The sequence below is a fragment of the Streptomyces sp. HUAS MG56 genome (assembly GCF_058673395.1).
In genome coordinates this window covers 4,149,620-4,166,108 of sequence record NZ_CM178722.1, presented here as the reverse complement: position 1 = coordinate 4,166,108, position 16,489 = coordinate 4,149,620, and the positions used below count along the sequence as shown (strand labels likewise).

The following is a 16,489-nucleotide window of genomic DNA, read 5'->3' as shown; positions in this document are numbered from 1 at the left end:
TCTGCGTTTCGCACACCGCCGCAAAGGGGCTCCCGAATTCCTATTGAGGAAGGGCACGGCCGCAGCACGTGAGGGACACGAAAGAGAGCCGGCTGCTCCTGGTCCTGCTGGTCGCCATCGCGTTCGCGCTGATCACGGTGGACATCCGAGGGGGTCGGAACTCCCCGGTCGACGGTGCCCGGCAGGCCGCGGCCGCGGTGTTCGGCCCCGTCGAGAACGGCCTGTCCTCGGCGGTCGATCCCGTCGGCAACGCCGTCTCCGCGATCCGTGACTCCGGCACCCGCCACAGCCGCCTGGCCGCCCTGGAGAAGGAGAACGCGGCCCTCAAGGCGAAGCTGGGCAGCGACGACCGCAACCGCAGCCGGCTGAACCAGCTCGACAAGATGCTGAAGATCGCCGGCGAGGGCCAGTACGGCATCAAGGGCGCCCAGGTCATCGCCATAGGGTCGGCGCAGGGCTTCTCCTGGACCGTCACCATCGACGCCGGTGCCAACGACGGCATCAAGCGGGACATGACCGTCCTCAACGGCGACGGACTGGTCGGCCGGGTCACCACCGTCGGCCCGGACACCGCGACCGTCCTGCTCGCCAACGACCCCGACTTCACCGTGGGCACCCGGATGGAGGGCAGCGACGAACTCGGCTTCGCCTCCGGGCAGGGCGACCGCCCGCTGCGCGTCGAACTGCTCGACGGCAAGGCGGAGGTGCACAAGGGCGACCGCCTCGTCACCTTCGGCTCGCAGAACGACCGCCCGTTCGTGCCGGGCGTGCCGGTCGGCGTGGTCTCCCGGGTCGACCCGTCCAACGGCGGCCTGACCCGCACGATCTACGTCACCCCGTACGTCGGCTTCACCAAGCTCGACATCGTCGGTGTGGTCGTCGAGGCCCCGAAGAAGGACCCGCGGGACACCGTGCTCCCGGCCCAGCCCAAGCCGGTTCCGACGCCGACGGTCACCGTCACGGTGACCCCCTCGGCCAACGCGTCCGACTCGTCCGGCCAGCAGCACTAGGAGCTGACTTCCCCATGCGCTTCAACCGGATCCTGCTCTCCAGCGCGCTGGTCGTCGTGGCCCTGGTGATCCAGGTGAGCGTCCTCGCCCGCCTGCATCTGCCGGGTGCCGTCCCCGACCTGCTGCTGCTCACCGTCCTCGGTCTCGCCATGGTGTACGGCCATGTCGGCGGCGCGCTCGTCGGCTTCGGCGCCGGCCTGCTCGCCGACCTCGCCCCGCCCGCCGACCACGCCGCCGGCCGTTACGCGCTCGTCCTGTGCGTCACCGGCTACTTCGCCGGGCTGATCAGGCCGGAGAACGGCCGGCTGAAGTCGGCGACCGGCCCGATGGCCGTCGTGGTCGCCGCCGCCATCGGTTCCACGCTGCTGTACGCGGGCGTGGGCGCCCTGGTCGGCGACACCGCCGCCCGCCATGTCGGCCTGCCCGGCCTGCTGATCTCGGCCGCCCTGTACGACCTGCTGCTCGCCCCCTTCGTGGTCCCCGCGATCATGTGGCTGGCCCGCCGCGCCGACAACGACCCGCTGACCGAGACCGGCCCCGCCGCCAAGGCCGGGGACGTCACCGCGGGCTGGCTCTCGTCCGGCACCGGGCTGCGCATCGGCAGCCAGCGCGGCGGTCTCGGTGTGCTCAAGGCCAAGGCCCGCACCCGCACGACCCGGGTCGGCCGGATCAAGGGGGTCAAGCGGCTGTGAGCGGCGCCGAGTTCACCCGAACGAGTCAGCCGTCGCGGAACGCGCGTTCACAGGCTGGTCGTTCATCATTCGTACGCGTACTCGCATTCGTGCTCTGAGAGGGGGAGGCAGCCGCAGTGACCAACATCCCCGAGACCGGTCGGACCCCACGCGTCCAGATCCGGCTCGTCGTGATCCAGATCCTCGTCCTCTCCCTCCTCGGCACGCTCGGCGGCCGCCTGTGGTACCTCCAGATCCGCGAGGGCGCGCAGTACCAGAAGGAGGCGTCCGGCAACCACGTCCAGCAGGTCGTGGACCCCGCCGTGCGCGGCGACATCCTGGACGCCCGGGGCGTGCCCCTCGCCGACAACGAGACCCGCCTGGTCGTCTCCGCCTCCCGCACCGACCTGCTCAAGCAGCCGCATGACGGCAAGGCCGTCCTCACCAAGCTGGCCGGCGTCCTCGGCATGAAGCCCGAGGAGGTCATGCAGAAGGTCCGGCTGTGCGACGCCAAGACCCCCCAGCCGTGCTGGAACGGCTCGCCGTACCAGCCGATCCCGATCACCGACAAGGCCACGCCCAGGCAGGCCCTGCAGATCCGCGAGGCCTCCGAGGACTACCCCGGCATCAGCGCCGAACCCGAGGCCGTGCGCAGCTACCCCGGCCCGGGCAACTCCAACACCGCCCAGGTGCTCGGCTATCTCTCGCCCGTCACCGACGCCGAGATCCAGCAGGCCAAGAACAGCGAATCGCCCTACCTGCGTTCCGACATGGTCGGCCGCTCCGGCCTGGAGCGGGAGTACGACAAGGAACTGCGCGGCAAGGCCGGCGTGACCCGCTACGAGGTGGACAACCTCGGCCGCGTCATCGGCAAGGCCAAGGCGACGCCGCCCGAGTCGGGTTCCAACCTGGTGACCAGCATCGACTCCCGGGTGCAGCGCGTCGCCGAGTACGAGCTGGACAACGCCATGAAGGCCGCCCGCCAGCAGTTCGACAAGAACACCGGCGAGAACTACAAGGCCGACTCCGGCGCCGTCGTCGTCATGGAGGCCAAGACCGGCCGGATCGTCGCCATGGCCTCGGCGCCGACCTACGACCCGAACGTCTGGGTGGGCGGCATCTCCGCCAAGGACTACAAGGACCTCACCGGCAAGGACTCCGACTACCCGCTGCTCAACCGGGCCATACAGGGTCAGGCGGCCCCCGGTTCGACGTTCAAGGTGGTCTCCACGGCCGCCGCGGTCCAGGCGGGCTACGCCTGGGACGGCGGCTACCCCTGCACCAGCTCCTACTCGGTCGGCGGCCAGGTCTTCAAGAACTTCGAGGGCGAGAACTTCGGCCCGATCTCCCTCGGCCGCGCCCTGGAGGTCTCCTGCGACACCGTCTTCTACGGCCTCGGCGACAACGAGTGGAAGAAGGACGGCGGCATCAACCCCAAGAAGGGCCAGCCGAAGGACTGGTTCTTCAAGACGGCCCACCAGTTCGGCCTCGGCAAGGAGACCGGCGTCGACCTGCCCAACGAGGTCACCGGCCGCGTCCCCGACCGCCAGTGGAAGCTCGACTACTGGAAGGCCAACAAGGACGTCTGGTGCAAGTACGGCAAGAAGGACGGCAGTTACGTCCAGAAGATCTATTACGAGAACTGCCTCGAAGGCAACAAGATGCGCGAGGGTGACGAGATCAACTACTCCATCGGCCAGGGCGACACGCTCGTCACGCCGATCCAGGAGGCGATGATCTACGGCGCCGTCGCCAACGGCGGCACCGAGTACGTCCCGACCATCGGCAAGGCGGTCATCAGCCCCGACGGCAAGACCGTCCAGGAGATCAAGCCCAAGGTCGCGCGGAAGCTCCCGGTCAGCCAGGCCACGCTCAAGGGCATGAACGACGCCTTCGCGGGCGTCATCACGCGCGGTACGGCGGCGTGGAAGTTCAACGGCTGGCCGCAGAACAAGATCACGCTGCACGGCAAGACCGGCACGGCGGAGGTCTACGGCAAGCAGACCACCGGCTGGCTGGCCACGTACTCCAAGGACTACTCGGTGATCATGACGATCTCCCAGGCCGGTACGGGTTCAGGCGCCGCCGGTGAGGCCGTGCGCAACATCTACAGCGCGCTCTACGGCGTCCAGGGCGACGGCTCCATCGACAACAAGAAGGCGCTGCTGCCCGAGCCGCAGAAGACCCTGCCGAAGGTGCGCACGGACGGCACGATCGCCGCCCCGAAGGTCACCGGCGACCCGGGCAAGGACGAGGAGGCCTCGCAGCAGAACAACCCGAGCAACGGCACCGACCAGCAGCCCGCCACCTCGCCCTCGCCCACCACGGGCAACCGCAACACCCGCAGGCGGCCGCGACGGACCCCGAAGCGGGGAAGCCGGAGGCTGCCCTCATGACCGGCAACAGCTTCTCCGTCTCCGGGTACGGCCCGGCGCGGGCCGGCTGGACCAGGCTGTTCGCCCGCGACTCGCTGACCCGCCGGCTGGACTGGCCGATACTCCTCGCCGCGCTGGCGCTGTCCCTGCTGGGCTCGATGCTGGTGTTCTCGGCGACCCGCAACCGCACGGAGATCAACCAGGGCGACCCGTCCTACTTCCTGGTCCGCCATCTGATGAACCTCGGCATCGGGTTCGCCCTGATGATCGGCACGATCTGGCTGGGCCACCGCGCCCTGCGCAACGCCGTGCCGATCCTCTACGGCCTGTCGGTCCTGCTGGCGCTCGTGGTCCTCACCCCGCTCGGCGCCACCATCAACGGCCAGCGCAACTGGATCGTGATCGGCGGCTTCTCGATCCAGCCCGCCGAGTTCCTCAAGGTCGCGATCATCCTCGGCATGGCGATGATGCTGGCCACGCGGGTGGACGCGGGCGACAAGACGTACCCGGACCACCGGACCGTGGCCCAGTCCCTCGGCCTCGCGGCCGTGCCGTGCATGATCCTGCTGCTGATGCCGGACCTCGGCTCGGTGCTGGCCATGGTGGCCATCATCCTGGGCATCCTGCTGGCCTCCGGCGCCTCCAACCGCTGGGTGTTCGGCCTGCTCGCCGTCGGCGTGATGGGCTGCGTCGCCATCTGGCAGCTGCACATCCTGGACCAGTACCAGATCAACCGCTTCGCGGCCTTCGCCAACCCGAACCTGGACCCGGCGGGCGTGGGCTACAACACCAACCAGGCCCGGATCGCCATCGGTTCGGGCGGTCTGACCGGGCAGGGCCTCTTCCACGGCTCGCAGACCACCGGCCAGTTCGTGCCCGAGCAGCAGACGGACTTCGTCTTCACGGTCGCGGGGGAGGAGCTGGGCTTCCTCGGCGCGGGCCTGATCATCGCCCTGGTCGGGGTGATCCTGTGGCGGGCCTGCCGCATCGCCCGCGACTCGACGGAGCTGTACGGCACGGTGGTGGCCGCCGGGATCGTCGCCTGGTTCGCCTTCCAGTCCTTCGAGAACATCGGCATGACCCTCGGCATCATGCCGGTCACCGGCCTGCCGCTGCCGTTCGTGTCGTACGGCGGCTCGTCGATGTTCGCGGTCTGGGTGGCCGTCGGGCTGCTCCAGTCGATCAAGGTGCAGAGACCCATGTCGGCGTGAGGTCGTTTTCCGGGTGGGTGACCGGAGTTTTCCCGCCATTCACCCGGAGTGGGCCCTGCCGCTTCGGCCCGCGCCGCACTAGATTCAGTCCATGGCGGATGCGAAACGCGAGATCGAGCGCAAGTACGAATCCGACGACAGCGGGCTGCCCGACCTGACCGGCGTCGGTGGGGTGGCGGCCGTGCTCGACAAGGGCGTGGTCGACCTCGACGCCACCTACTACGACACAGCCGACGAACGCCTGGCCGCCGCCTCCCTCACCCTGCGCCGCCGCACCGGCGGCTCGGACGCCGGCTGGCATCTGAAGCTCCCGGTCGCCCCCGGGGTCCGCGACGAGATCCGCGCTCCGCTCTCCGACACCGTCCCCGAGGAACTGGCCGCCCTCGTCCGCTCCCGGGTCAGGGACGCCGAACTGATCCCCCTGGTCCGCCTCCGCTCCGCACGCGACGTCCGCCATCTGCTCGACGCCGACGGCGTACTGCTGGCCGAGGCGAGCGTCGACTCCGTGACCGCGCAACGCCTCACCCGCAAGGGCGGAGCCGCCCAGTGGACCGAGATCGAGGTGGAGCTGGCCGACGACGGCGACCCCGCCTTCCTGGACCTGGTGGACAAGCGGCTGCGCAAGGCCGGCGTACGCCCCTCGACGTCGCCGTCGAAGCTCGCCCGGGCCCTGGAGCAGACCTCGGGCCGGGGGCACCACGGGAAGAGCAAGGCCGGACGGCGGAGCAAGGGCGCCCGGCCGCCGGTGACGGCCGGCGACCACGTCCTCGCCTACCTCCGCGCCCAGCGGGACGTACTGGTCGAGCTGGACCCCGCCGTCCGCCGTGACGTGCCCGACTCGGTGCACCGGATGCGGGTCGCCACCCGCCGCGCCCGCAGCACCCTGCGCAGCTTCCGCTCGGTCCTCGACCGGAGCGTCACCGACCCCATCGGCGCGGAGCTGAAGTGGCTCGCGGGCGAGCTGGGCGTCGACCGCGACCAGGAGGTGCTGGCCGACCGCCTGACGACCGCCCTCGACGCCCTCCCGCCCGACCTGGTCACCGGCCCGGTCCGCGCCCGCCTCGCCTCCTGGGCCGAGGCCCGCCACGGCAGCGCGCACGGCCATCTCACCGGCGTCCTGGACTCCCGCCGCTATCTGACCCTGCTGGACACCGTGGACACCCTCCTCGCCACCCCGCCCCTGCGCCCCGCGGCCGGCAAGCCGCCGAAGAAGGTGCTCGACAAGGCCGTACGCAAGGACCTCGCGACCCTGTCGGACCTGATCGGGCAGGCGCTCGACGCCCCGCCCGGCGAGGAGCGCGACATCGCCGTGCACGAGGCCCGCAAGATGGCCAAGCGCACCCGGTACGCGGCCGAGGCGGCCACCGAGGCCCTCGGCAAGCCGGCCCGCGCCCTCACCAAGGACATGAAGTCCCTCACGACCCTCCTCGGCGAGCACCAGGACAGCGTCATGGCCCGCCGGACCCTGCGCGAGCTGTCCGCGGGGGCGCAGGCGGGTGAGAGCGGGTTCACGTACGGGCTGCTGTACGGCAGGGAGGAGGCGCGGGCCGCGGCCGCGGAGACGGAGCTGCCCGGCCTGTGGCGGGAGATCACGCACCGGACCCCCGGCTGAGCGTTCGGGACGACCGCCCGGCCGGGTTAGGCTTGATGGTCACCCCTGTCAGCTCACAAAGGTTCCCCCGATGTCTGTCGAGTCGGTGTTCCCGCAGCTCGAAGCCCTGCTCCCGCATGTGCAGAAGCCGATCCAGTACGTGGGCGGCGAGCTGAACTCCACCGTCAAGGAGTGGGACAGCTGCGACGTCCGCTGGGCGCTCATGTACCCGGACGCGTACGAGGTCGGTCTGCCCAACCAGGGCGTCATGATCCTCTACGAGGTGCTCAACGAGCAGGACGGCGTCCTCGCCGAGCGCACGTACAGCGTGTGGCCGGACCTGGAGGCGCTGATGCGCGAGCACCGCGTCCCGCAGTTCACGGTCGACAGCCACCGCCCGGTGAAGGCCTTCGACGTGTTCGGCCTGTCCTTCTCCACCGAGCTGGGCTACACCAACATGCTGACGGCGCTGGACCTGGCGGGTATCCCGCTGGAGTCCAAGGACCGCACGACCGACGACCCGATCGTCCTCGCGGGCGGCCACGCGGCCTTCAACCCCGAGCCGATCGCCGACTTCATCGACGCGGCGATCATCGGCGACGGCGAGCAGGCCGTCCTCGACATGACGAAGATCATCCGCCAGTGGAAGGCGGAGGGCAGCCCGGGCGGCCGCGAGGAGGTCCTCTTCCGCCTCGCGAAGACCGGAGCGGTCTACATCCCGGCGTTCTACGACGTCGAGTACCTCTCGGACGGCCGTATCGCCCGCGTCGTCCCGAACAAGAGCGGTGTCCCCTGGCGCGTGTCGAAGCACACCGTCATGGACCTCGACGAGTGGCCGTACCCCAAGCAGCCCCTCGTGCCCCTGGCCGAGACGGTCCACGAGCGCATGTCGGTCGAGATCTTCCGCGGCTGCACGCGCGGCTGCCGCTTCTGCCAGGCGGGCATGATCACCCGCCCGGTGCGCGAGCGCTCGATCACGGGCATCGGCGAGATGGTCGACAAGGGCCTGAAGGCGACGGGCTTCGAGGAGGTGGGCCTCCTCTCCCTCTCCTCCGCGGACCATTCGGAGATCGGCGACATCGCCAAGGGCCTGGCCGACCGCTACACGGAGGACAAGATCGGCCTCTCGCTCCCCTCCACCCGGGTCGACGCCTTCAACGTCGACCTGGCGAACGAGCTGACCCGCAACGGCCGCCGCTCCGGCCTGACCTTCGCCCCCGAGGGCGGCTCGGAGCGCATGCGCAAGGTCATCAACAAGATGGTCTCGGAAGAGGACCTCATCCGTACGGTCGCGACGGCCTACGGCAACGGCTGGCGCCAGGTGAAGCTCTACTTCATGTGCGGCCTGCCGACGGAGACCGACGACGACGTCCTCCAGATCGCCGACATGGCGACGCACGTCATCCAGAAGGGCCGCGAGGTCTCGGGCTCGAACGACATCCGCTGCACGGTCTCGATCGGCGGCTTCGTCCCCAAGCCCCACACGCCCTTCCAGTGGGCCCCGCAGCTCTCCGCGGAGGAGACGGACGCCCGCCTGGCCAAGCTCCGCGACAAGATCCGCGGCGACAAGAAGTACGGCCGCTCGATCGGCTTCCGCTACCACGACGGCAAGCCGGGCATCGTCGAAGGCCTCCTGTCCCGCGGCGACCGCCGCATCGGCGCCGTGATCCGCGCGGTCTACGACGACGGCGGCCGCTTCGACGGCTGGCGCGAGCACTTCTCCTACGACCGCTGGATGGCCTGCGCCGAGAAGGCCCTGGCCCCCTTCGGCGTGGACGTCGACTGGTACACGACGCGCGAGCGCTCCTACGAGGAAGTCCTCCCCTGGGACCACCTCGACTCCGGCCTGGACAAGGACTGGCTCTGGGAGGACTGGCAGGACGCCCTCGACGAGACGGAGGTCGAGGACTGCCGCTGGACCCCGTGCTTCGACTGCGGCGTCTGCCCGCAGATGGACACCCACATCCAGATCGGCCCGACCGGCAAGAAGCTGCTGCCGCTGACGGTCAAGAACGCAGGTCCGACGCCGGCGGCGAGTGGTCACGCGCACTGACGTGAGCGAGGCACTCGATCGGGTGGTTGAGGCGCTGACGGGGTGAGCGAGGGGGAGGTGGCGGCGGCGTTGGCTGCGGCCGGTGCTTCGAGCTCTCGTCCGTCGGCGTCGCCAGCGTCCTCCCGGACGCCGGTGCCGGGCCCTGGACGAGCTCCACACATCGTCTCCGAGGTGGAGTGGGTCTGAGGTCCGTTCCAGGTCTGTGCGCGGACCACACCGTCATGCCTGGGTAAGCCTGTCAGGAGACGAGGATGGAGATGCCGTCTCCAAGCAGCTTCAGCCCGAGGACGAAGAACAGGACCGCCATCACGGCGACATTGTGCTGAGCTGCCCAGTTCTTCCAGCTGCCGAGCGTGGTCCTGGCTCGTTCTCCTCCGAGCAGGAACACTCCCAGTGGGGCCAGCAGGCCGAGGGTGGCGATCAGGACGAAGATCGCCAGAGATGCGATCTGCTGCCCCACCGGCAGGCCGGCCGAGCCGATCGCGGCCCCCGCGGCGATGGTCAGCGGGGCGTTCTTGGCGTTGAGCGCGGCCAGGGCCAGTCCGAGCGCGAAGACCCTGACCGGGGTGAGGCGGTCGATCGCGTTCATCCACTTCGGCAGTTGGGCTTGTGAGGGATCCCTTGGGCGCCGGTGCCATTGCCGGGCGCCGAAGAGGACGAGGAACAGGCCCAGGGCGAGCTTGAGGGCTCCCACCCAGGTGGCCGGGTGGTTGCGGGCGGAGGCACCAGCCGGGGAAGCGATCGCCAGCATCACCGCGCCCAGTGCCGCGAGTCCCAGGATCCAGCCGACGGTGAAGAGGACCCCGTTGAGATGTCCCCGAGGCGTGGCGAGTATGAGGATGACGGCGATGATGGGGAGCGGGCTGACTGCGACGGCGGCCGCGAAACCCAGTACGTCACCGAGAACTGCGCCCATGATTGCCTCCGCATGAGGTCAGGGTGGCGATCCGGTCGAGCAGGGCATGGCGCGAGAGGGTGCCCCGGCCGCCTCGGCGGCGCAACGGGTCGGTGTGCGATCGGCCGGGCCGCTCTCTCCAGGGCCGTGCGCAAGCGGCTGCCCGGGAACGGTGACGAGACGTACTCGGCACGTCCCACCCGTTCCATTTTCCTGCCCTTGGCCGGATCTGTCCTCGGGAGCCTCTCGGGACGGGAGGGATCGGGCCGGTCCCCGCAGTGCCGGAGTTTCCCGGGGATCCGCCTCAGGCGACCACGTCGGCCCGGGCCCGGGATGCGCGGCGGTGTGTCCGTGGTGAGGATTGATTTGTGAGGGCGATGGCGCATCATGGTCGGGCGCTTGGCGACCCTCGGACCGAGCCGTGGCAGGAGGACGGCACGATGAATGCGACGACAGGTGCAACCCAATCGGCTCACCCCGAGCGTCCGGGCAGGTCGGATGGGGTTTGTAGCGAGTTCACCGTCTATACGGAGATCAAGCCGGGCCATGCTGATGCGTTGCGTGAGGATCTCGCCGCGCTCACCAGCGGGTCGTCCAGGGAGGACTCCCGTGCGGCGCTGCGCCAGATCGGCACCCTGCATGACGCACGGCACGTGATCTTCGACAATGACACCCGGTTCATGTTCGCCAGCGTCTTCGACGGCTCCTGGGACACCTACATCGACGACTTCGCCCATACGGTCATCGGGGCGAACTTCGACAAGATCTTCTCGCACAGCGTTGGGTTCCCCGGCGTCGCTGACCCAGGGGTGAAGGACTGGTTCGTCGCCCACCAAGCCCCCGCAGGAGCCTTCGTCAGCTCCTATCCCGATCTGACCGTTCAGCAGATCTGGAAGGACCACCGCGTGGACGAGGCGTTCGAGGAGGTGCTGGACACTCCCCAGTTCCGGGCGATGCTGGAGAACCCGGCCAACGCGGAGTTGGTGGCCACGCCGGCCTTCCAGAAGCTGCTGGAGGAAGCCTCGGCCTAGCAGTCGGACACAACCAACCCTCAGAACGACCCAAGATCGGTGGACCGTGTCGGGCGCGGGTCGGCCGCTGCGGGTCTGCCCAGGCAGAGGCCGATGTGGAGGCACAGGCGATCATGAACACGGTGGCAAGCAGCGGCGCAGCCGATATGGGCGTGGAGATCGATGACGTCCAGAGTGGGGCACTGCGTCCACGGCCCGTGCCCTACGAGGGAAAGTTCATCTTCCTGCGGGTCGACGACCGTCACGCCGGGCGCGCCCTGCTGCGGCGGCTGCTTCCGGTGACGGCGGGTGGTCTGCCCGACGTGGACCCGAGCCGGGATGCCTGGGTCGCGGTGGCGTTCACCTATGAGGGGCTGAGGGCCCTGGGGGTCCGCCAGGAGTCGCTGGACAGCTTTCCGCGGGCGTTTCGTGAGGGCATGGCCGCTCGGGCGGAGCTGATCGGCGACGTGGGCGAGAGCGCCCCGGACCGCTGGGAGGCACCGTTCGGAACGGGCGATGTCCATATCGCGTTGAGCGCCCTCGCCTCCGATGCGGCGCAGCTGGGCAAGGAGCTGGAGCGGGCCCGTGTCGCCTTCGAGGACACACCCGGTGTCCAGGTGATCTGGCAGCAGGACGTCCACCAGCTCCCGACCGGACGCACCACCTTCGGCTTCCGTGACGGCATCAGCCATCCGAACATCGAGGGCGTCGGACTGCCCGGTTCCAACCCGCGGGAAACCCCCATCAAGGCCGGCGAGTTCATCCTCGGCTACCCCGACGAAACCGGCAGTCTGCCGCCCATGCCCAGCCCCGATGTGCTGGGACGCAACGGCACCTACGCGGCCGTCCGCAAGATCCACACCAACGTGGCGGCCTGGCGGCAGTACCTGCGCGCGAACACCTCCAGCGCCGAGGAGGAGGCACTCCTGGCGGCCAAGATGGTCGGGCGCTGGCCGAGCGGCGCCCCGCTGACACTGACTCCGGAGCACGATGATCCGGAGCTGGCGGCCGATCCGCACCGCGTCAACAACTTCCTGTACCGGGAGAACGACGACCGGGGGTACCGGTGCCCCGCCGGTGCACACATCCGGCGCACCAACCCCCGCGATGCCACCATCATCGGCGACGCGCGGATGCACCGTCTCATCCGCCGCGGCACCACCTACGGCCCACCTCTGCCCGAGGGCGTTCTGGACGACGACGGCGCCGACCGCGGCCTGATCGGAGTCTTCATCGGAGCCCACCTGGAGCGGCAGTTCGAGTTCATCAAGGCCGAGTGGGTCAACGACGGCAACTTCATCGGCTATCCCGGCGAGAAGGATCCGGTGGCCGGGCATCACGGCGGAACCGGCACCGTGACCATCCCGGAGAAGCCGGTCCGGCGTCGTCTGCAGAACCTGCCCAGCTTCGTGGTCACCCGGGGCGGTGAGTACTGCTTCGTGCCAGGACTGCGCGCCCTGCGCTGGCTCGCCGAACTTGAGGACTGACAGCGGTTCCCCCCCTGAGGTCCGATCACGCTCTGCGAGGAGAGGTCGAAGGTCATGGCAGCACAGTTCGTCCGCTACACGCCTGACGTCGAAGACGACGACCCGGACTTCGACCGCAACGTTCAGACGGTGATCGAAAAGACCGAGAGCTACATCGCCGGGTCGGTCACGGCCGGCGGCACCGGACGAGCCCTCCGCGACGCTCATGCCAAGGGCTACGGACTGGTCCGCGGGGAAGTGGAGATCCTGGCCGGGCTCCCCGCCGAGTACGCCCAGGGCATCTACGCGACCCCGGGAACCCACGACGCGCTCATCCGTTTCTCCAACGGCTCGCCCCATGCCGGAGCCGACGCACGCCTGGGCACCGCCACCGGACTGGCACTGAAGATCTTCGACATCCCCGGCCCGACCCTGCTGGAAGACGAACCGGACACAGGCACCTTCGACTACGTCAACATCAACGGCCCGATCTTCTTCTGCAACACGGTCGAGCACTACCTGTTCATCCAGGACCTGTTCCTGGACGCGCCGGCCTACTTCTCCCAGGGTCGCCCAGGCGCACATCGCTTCTACACCGAGTTCGTGACCGGAAAGGGAACCCTGGACCAGGCCGACTGGGCATGGGACGAGTTCCTTGCCTTCCTCCGCCTGTCGAAGAACCCTCCGGCGAACCTGCTGCTGTCGAGCTACTGGACGATGGGCGCGGTCCGGCACGGGGACTACATCGCCAAGGTGCGCATCACCCCCGACCCGTCCAGTGCCGCCGCGGTGGTCCGGCGCACCATCGACCCGGCCTCCGCGGCAGAGGTCTTCCGGCCGGCTCTGCAAGCCGAGTTGCAGGAGCGGCCCTACGTCTTCGACATCCAGGTCCAACTGTGCACCGACCTGGAGCGCATGCCGGTGGAGGACACCACCGTGGAGTGGCCCGAGCAGCTCTCGCCGCCCGTCACCGTGGCCAGGCTGCGGCTCCCGCAGCAGGACATCTCCGGCCCGGAGAACCTGGAGAAGATGGACGCACTCTCCTTCACCCCCTGGCGGGTCACCGCCGAACACGCCCCCCTGGGCAACATCATGCGGGCCCGCAAAGAGGTCTACCGGCGGTCCTCCATCGCCCGTCACAAGCTCAACCAGCAGCCGCGCACAGAGCCGCGAAGCGCCGACGACGTACTTGGCCCGGCACAATGACGCCGGATGTCATCTGTGGCGCATGTGGTTGTGAATGGCTCCCCGAGGTGGACGTCGACCCGGGGGCCTGATCGGCTTGCCGACACCCCGGGGGGCGACAAAGCTGGCTATGTGGGCCTTCCGGAATGTACTCAGAAGGGAGGGGAGCCCGCAGCCCAGCCGGTAGACGATCAAAGGGAGAGGGAGTCATGACGGCACAGAGCTCCGCCAGGTCGGCGACTCCAACCGTGGCCAGGCAGCCCGACGGTCTCGGCAAGCGGATCGGGGAGGTAGCGGAAATCACCGTTCTCCTCGATGCCAAGCCAGGCGGGGCAGAGAAGTTCCACCAGAACGCCGCCAAGATCCAGGACGACGCCTTTCGGTACGAAAAGATCGTCGGCACTGTCCACGACTTCCGTGTCACGTTCATCAACAATGACACCCAGGTCATAGGCGCGGTCACCTACGACGGTGACTTCAAGCCGTACATGGCTGACATCTTCGCCAATGCCGCGCCGTGGTTCGATGAGATGTTCGAAGGTGTCGTCGAGGGCTGGCCCGGGGCGACCTCTCCGAACATCGTCGACTGGCTGGCGACGAAGATCGTGGAGGCCGACATGTGGTACGCCTCCAATCCGACCATGACGGTCGAGGACACCGCCAAGGCGCAGAAGGTCACGCAGGCGTTCAACGCGTTGCTGGACACGGCGTCCAGCTAGCAGCTGTCCCGCGTCCGCTCGGGCCCGTCAGCGGAGGTCGCAGCATCATGTCCGACCATCTTTCCGGCACCCGCGCCCTGGCCGATCCGGCCATAGACCTGACCGACCTCTATGCCTTTCCCAGCCCCTCCCGGCCGGGCCGGCTCGTCCTGGTCATGAATGTCTTTCCCAACGCGCGGCCGGGAGCCCTGTTCTCCGACGCTGCCGGCTATCGCTTCCGCGTCCGTCCGGCATCCGTGCCCACGGGAGATTCCGGTTCACTCCTCGATGTCGGCACCGACGAATTCACGCTTTCCTGCACCTTCTCGATTCCGGTCGGACCGGATGACGACGGGGAGGTGACGCAGCGGGGAACGTGCGTACTGCCCGACGGCGAATCGGTTTCGTTGCTGGTGAATGACGAGCGGGGCGGCGAGGGCCATGGCGTGCGATGCTACGCCGGGCTGCGGCTGGATCCCTTCTTCATGGACGTGGCCAAGGAGGTGGAGACACGGGCGAGGCGGCGGCTCGCCTTCGTACCGAAGGGCACCAACTCACTGGAGGGCGCCGACGTCCTCACCGTCGTGGCAGAGCTCGACGTCGCCAGGGTGTTCGGGGCGGCCTCGGGGAGCGTCTTCGCCGTTGCGGCGGAAACCGTCACGGTCGGACCGTATCCCGTGCGCCTCGAACGCCTCGGCCGCCCCGAGGTCAAGAACATCCTCCTGTCGGACAACGGGGTCGACGCCGCCAATAAGGTCGTTGACCTGCGCGATCTCTACAACGAGGAGGACCCGTTCCGGCTGGGCCCGAGCTACGTGGACGCCTATCGCGCACGTCTCAACGCCAACCTGGTCTTCTTCGACGGCCTCGACGGCAAGGCGGACTGGACGACGCAGCCGGACGGGACGCATCCGCTGACGGAGCTGCTGCTCGCGGACTTCCTGGTCGTGGACGTGGCCAAGCCGTACGCCGAAGACAGCTATTTCGAGATCGAGCGGGCCTTGCTGGAGGGCCGGGAGCATGAGACCTGTGGCGGCCGGTCGCTCAACGACGATGTCATCGACACGCTCTACACGCTGATCGTCAACGCGGGCCATGGTCCGCGCGTGAGCGACGGCGTCGACGGGACCGTCCCGGCTTCGCGTGAGTTCCCGTACCTGGCACCGCCCAACCCCGACCCGCCCGAACCCGTTTCCGTCCCGACGGCCGCCGCAAGCTGATGAGCGGTTCCACGGCGGCCACGCATGCCGGTGGTGAGAGCGGGCCCGATCTCGCGGGCGGGCCGCCCACGACGGCCGGCGTCATCGCCATGGGCAACCTCGACGCGCGCATCGAAGGACTGACGTCGCAGGCGACACGCGGAAGGCTCACCGCTGACGGCTGGGGCGAGTTGGTGGAGCTGACCGCCCTGCGCGGGCACGTGCGGGGCCGCATCGACGAGGCCGAGCGCGCGGCGTCGCTGGCCGGGACGTTCGTCGACCAGGCGCCACGCGATCCTCGCTCGCTCATGGCGCGCGCCAGGCTGGCGGGCCTCTTCCACCGGTTCGCGGCGGCGCTGGACGATCTGGATGGGGCGGCTGCGCTGGGGTTCGATCGGAGAAGTGCGGACGAGGAGCGAGCAGCCGTCTGCCAGGCGGTCGGGCAGTACGAGGACGCGCTCGCGCTGCATCGGCAGGGGTTGTCGAGGGGGCGGGACTTCAGGACCCTCGGTGCCATGGCCCGCTGTCATGCCGAGAGCGGCGAGCCCGACGAGGCCGGGACGTGGTTTCTGGCGGCGAGAGGCGCCTACCGCGGGGTCAGCCCCTTTCCCCTCGCGGTTCTCGAATTCCAGTGCGGGCAGACGTGGCTGGCCCAGGGCAGGCTGGTGAGCGCGCGCGTCTGGCTGGAGTCGGCCGCTCGCCGACTGCCGTCCTATGTGCCGGCCCAGGGTCGGCTCGCTGAGACCGACGCCGCCGAAGGCCGGACGGCCGTGGCGACAGAGCGTCTGCGCCGGCTGGCCCTCGTCAGCGACGATCCCGACTACGCGACCCGGCTTGTCCGCCTCCTGGGCGGGGGCGAGGCGTCGGCGGAGGCTCGATTCTGGCGTGCCCACGCTGCCGCGCGCTACGAGGAGTTGATGGCGCGCCACCCGGAGGCGTACGCCGATCACGCGGCGGAGTTCTGGCTGACCGTCGGCGGCGATCCCCAGCGAGCGCTTCGGCTCGCGCGGTGGAACCTTGCGCTCCGCGCGACCCCGCGCGCTCAGGCGCTCGTCAATCGCGCGATGTGCCGTGTCGGACAGCACTGAAAGTAGCGGCAATTGGTACAAAGTCGCCGATAGTCGA

13 protein-coding genes are annotated in these 16,489 nt (G+C 69.2%); 12 read left to right on the top strand and 1 reads right to left on the bottom strand.

Annotation, left to right across the window (positions count from 1 at the left end):
* Positions 1 to 68 precede the first annotated feature (68 nt).
* The 6 genes from mreC (at position 69) to AC4OXY_RS19725 (ending at position 8,911) form a co-directional block, all read left to right on the top strand.
* Positions 69 to 1,010, top strand: coding sequence for a rod shape-determining protein MreC (mreC, locus tag AC4OXY_RS19750; RefSeq protein WP_356022783.1), 942 nt, complete (start codon positions 69 to 71; stop codon positions 1,008 to 1,010).
* A gap of 14 nt (positions 1,011 to 1,024) precedes the next feature.
* Positions 1,025 to 1,702, top strand: a complete 678-nt coding sequence (gene mreD / locus AC4OXY_RS19745) for a rod shape-determining protein MreD (RefSeq protein ID WP_356022781.1) — start codon at positions 1,025 to 1,027, stop codon at positions 1,700 to 1,702.
* 116 nt (positions 1,703 to 1,818) lie between these two features.
* The gene (mrdA, locus tag AC4OXY_RS19740) at positions 1,819 to 4,077 is read left to right on the top strand and encodes a penicillin-binding protein 2 (RefSeq protein WP_356022779.1); all 2,259 of its coding nucleotides are present in this window, start codon (positions 1,819 to 1,821) and stop codon (positions 4,075 to 4,077) included.
* On the top strand, positions 4,074 to 5,267 hold the full coding sequence (rodA, locus tag AC4OXY_RS19735) for a rod shape-determining protein RodA (protein ID WP_376285531.1): 1,194 nt from the start codon (positions 4,074 to 4,076) through the stop codon (positions 5,265 to 5,267). The genes mrdA and rodA overlap by 4 nt, the downstream gene beginning before the upstream one ends.
* Before the next feature lie 91 nt (positions 5,268 to 5,358).
* Positions 5,359 to 6,879 carry a CYTH and CHAD domain-containing protein gene (locus tag AC4OXY_RS19730; protein ID WP_491994319.1) on the top strand — a complete coding sequence of 507 codons (1,521 nt, stop codon included), beginning with the start codon at positions 5,359 to 5,361 and terminating at the stop codon, positions 6,877 to 6,879.
* Positions 6,880 to 6,949: 70 nt separating this feature from the next.
* Positions 6,950 to 8,911 (top strand): TIGR03960 family B12-binding radical SAM protein, encoded by a 1,962-nt coding sequence (locus tag AC4OXY_RS19725; protein ID WP_491994318.1) that lies wholly within the window; start codon positions 6,950 to 6,952, stop codon positions 8,909 to 8,911.
* A 238-nt stretch (positions 8,912 to 9,149) separates the two neighbouring features.
* On the opposite strand, the gene AC4OXY_RS19720 is transcribed toward AC4OXY_RS19725, so the two are convergent.
* Positions 9,150 to 9,827, bottom strand: coding sequence for a GAP family protein (locus tag AC4OXY_RS19720; protein WP_491994317.1), 678 nt, complete (start codon positions 9,825 to 9,827; stop codon positions 9,150 to 9,152).
* Positions 9,828 to 10,363: 536 nt separating this feature from the next.
* Here AC4OXY_RS19720 and AC4OXY_RS19715 point away from each other — a divergent pair.
* From AC4OXY_RS19715 to AC4OXY_RS19690, 6 genes are all read left to right on the top strand, one after another.
* Positions 10,364 to 10,837: a hypothetical protein gene (locus tag AC4OXY_RS19715; protein WP_491994316.1), complete on the top strand. Its 474-nt coding sequence runs from the start codon at positions 10,364 to 10,366 to the stop codon at positions 10,835 to 10,837.
* A gap of 113 nt (positions 10,838 to 10,950) precedes the next feature.
* A complete protein-coding gene (locus AC4OXY_RS19710) occupies positions 10,951 to 12,303 on the top strand; it encodes a Dyp-type peroxidase (protein ID WP_491994315.1) in 1,353 nt (450 codons plus the stop codon).
* A 54-nt stretch (positions 12,304 to 12,357) separates the two neighbouring features.
* Entirely contained in the window at positions 12,358 to 13,488 is a 1,131-nt protein-coding gene (locus AC4OXY_RS19705; RefSeq protein ID WP_491994314.1) for a catalase family protein, read from the top strand.
* A 188-nt stretch (positions 13,489 to 13,676) separates the two neighbouring features.
* Positions 13,677 to 14,186: a hypothetical protein gene (locus AC4OXY_RS19700; RefSeq protein ID WP_356022760.1), complete on the top strand. Its 510-nt coding sequence runs from the start codon at positions 13,677 to 13,679 to the stop codon at positions 14,184 to 14,186.
* A gap of 47 nt (positions 14,187 to 14,233) precedes the next feature.
* Positions 14,234 to 15,385 (top strand): DUF4331 family protein, encoded by a 1,152-nt coding sequence (locus tag AC4OXY_RS19695; protein WP_376285515.1) that lies wholly within the window; start codon positions 14,234 to 14,236, stop codon positions 15,383 to 15,385.
* Positions 15,385 to 16,452 carry a tetratricopeptide repeat protein gene (locus AC4OXY_RS19690; RefSeq protein ID WP_491994313.1) on the top strand — a complete coding sequence of 356 codons (1,068 nt, stop codon included), beginning with the start codon at positions 15,385 to 15,387 and terminating at the stop codon, positions 16,450 to 16,452. The genes AC4OXY_RS19695 and AC4OXY_RS19690 overlap by 1 nt, the downstream gene beginning before the upstream one ends.
* Positions 16,453 to 16,489: the final 37 nt, after the last annotated feature.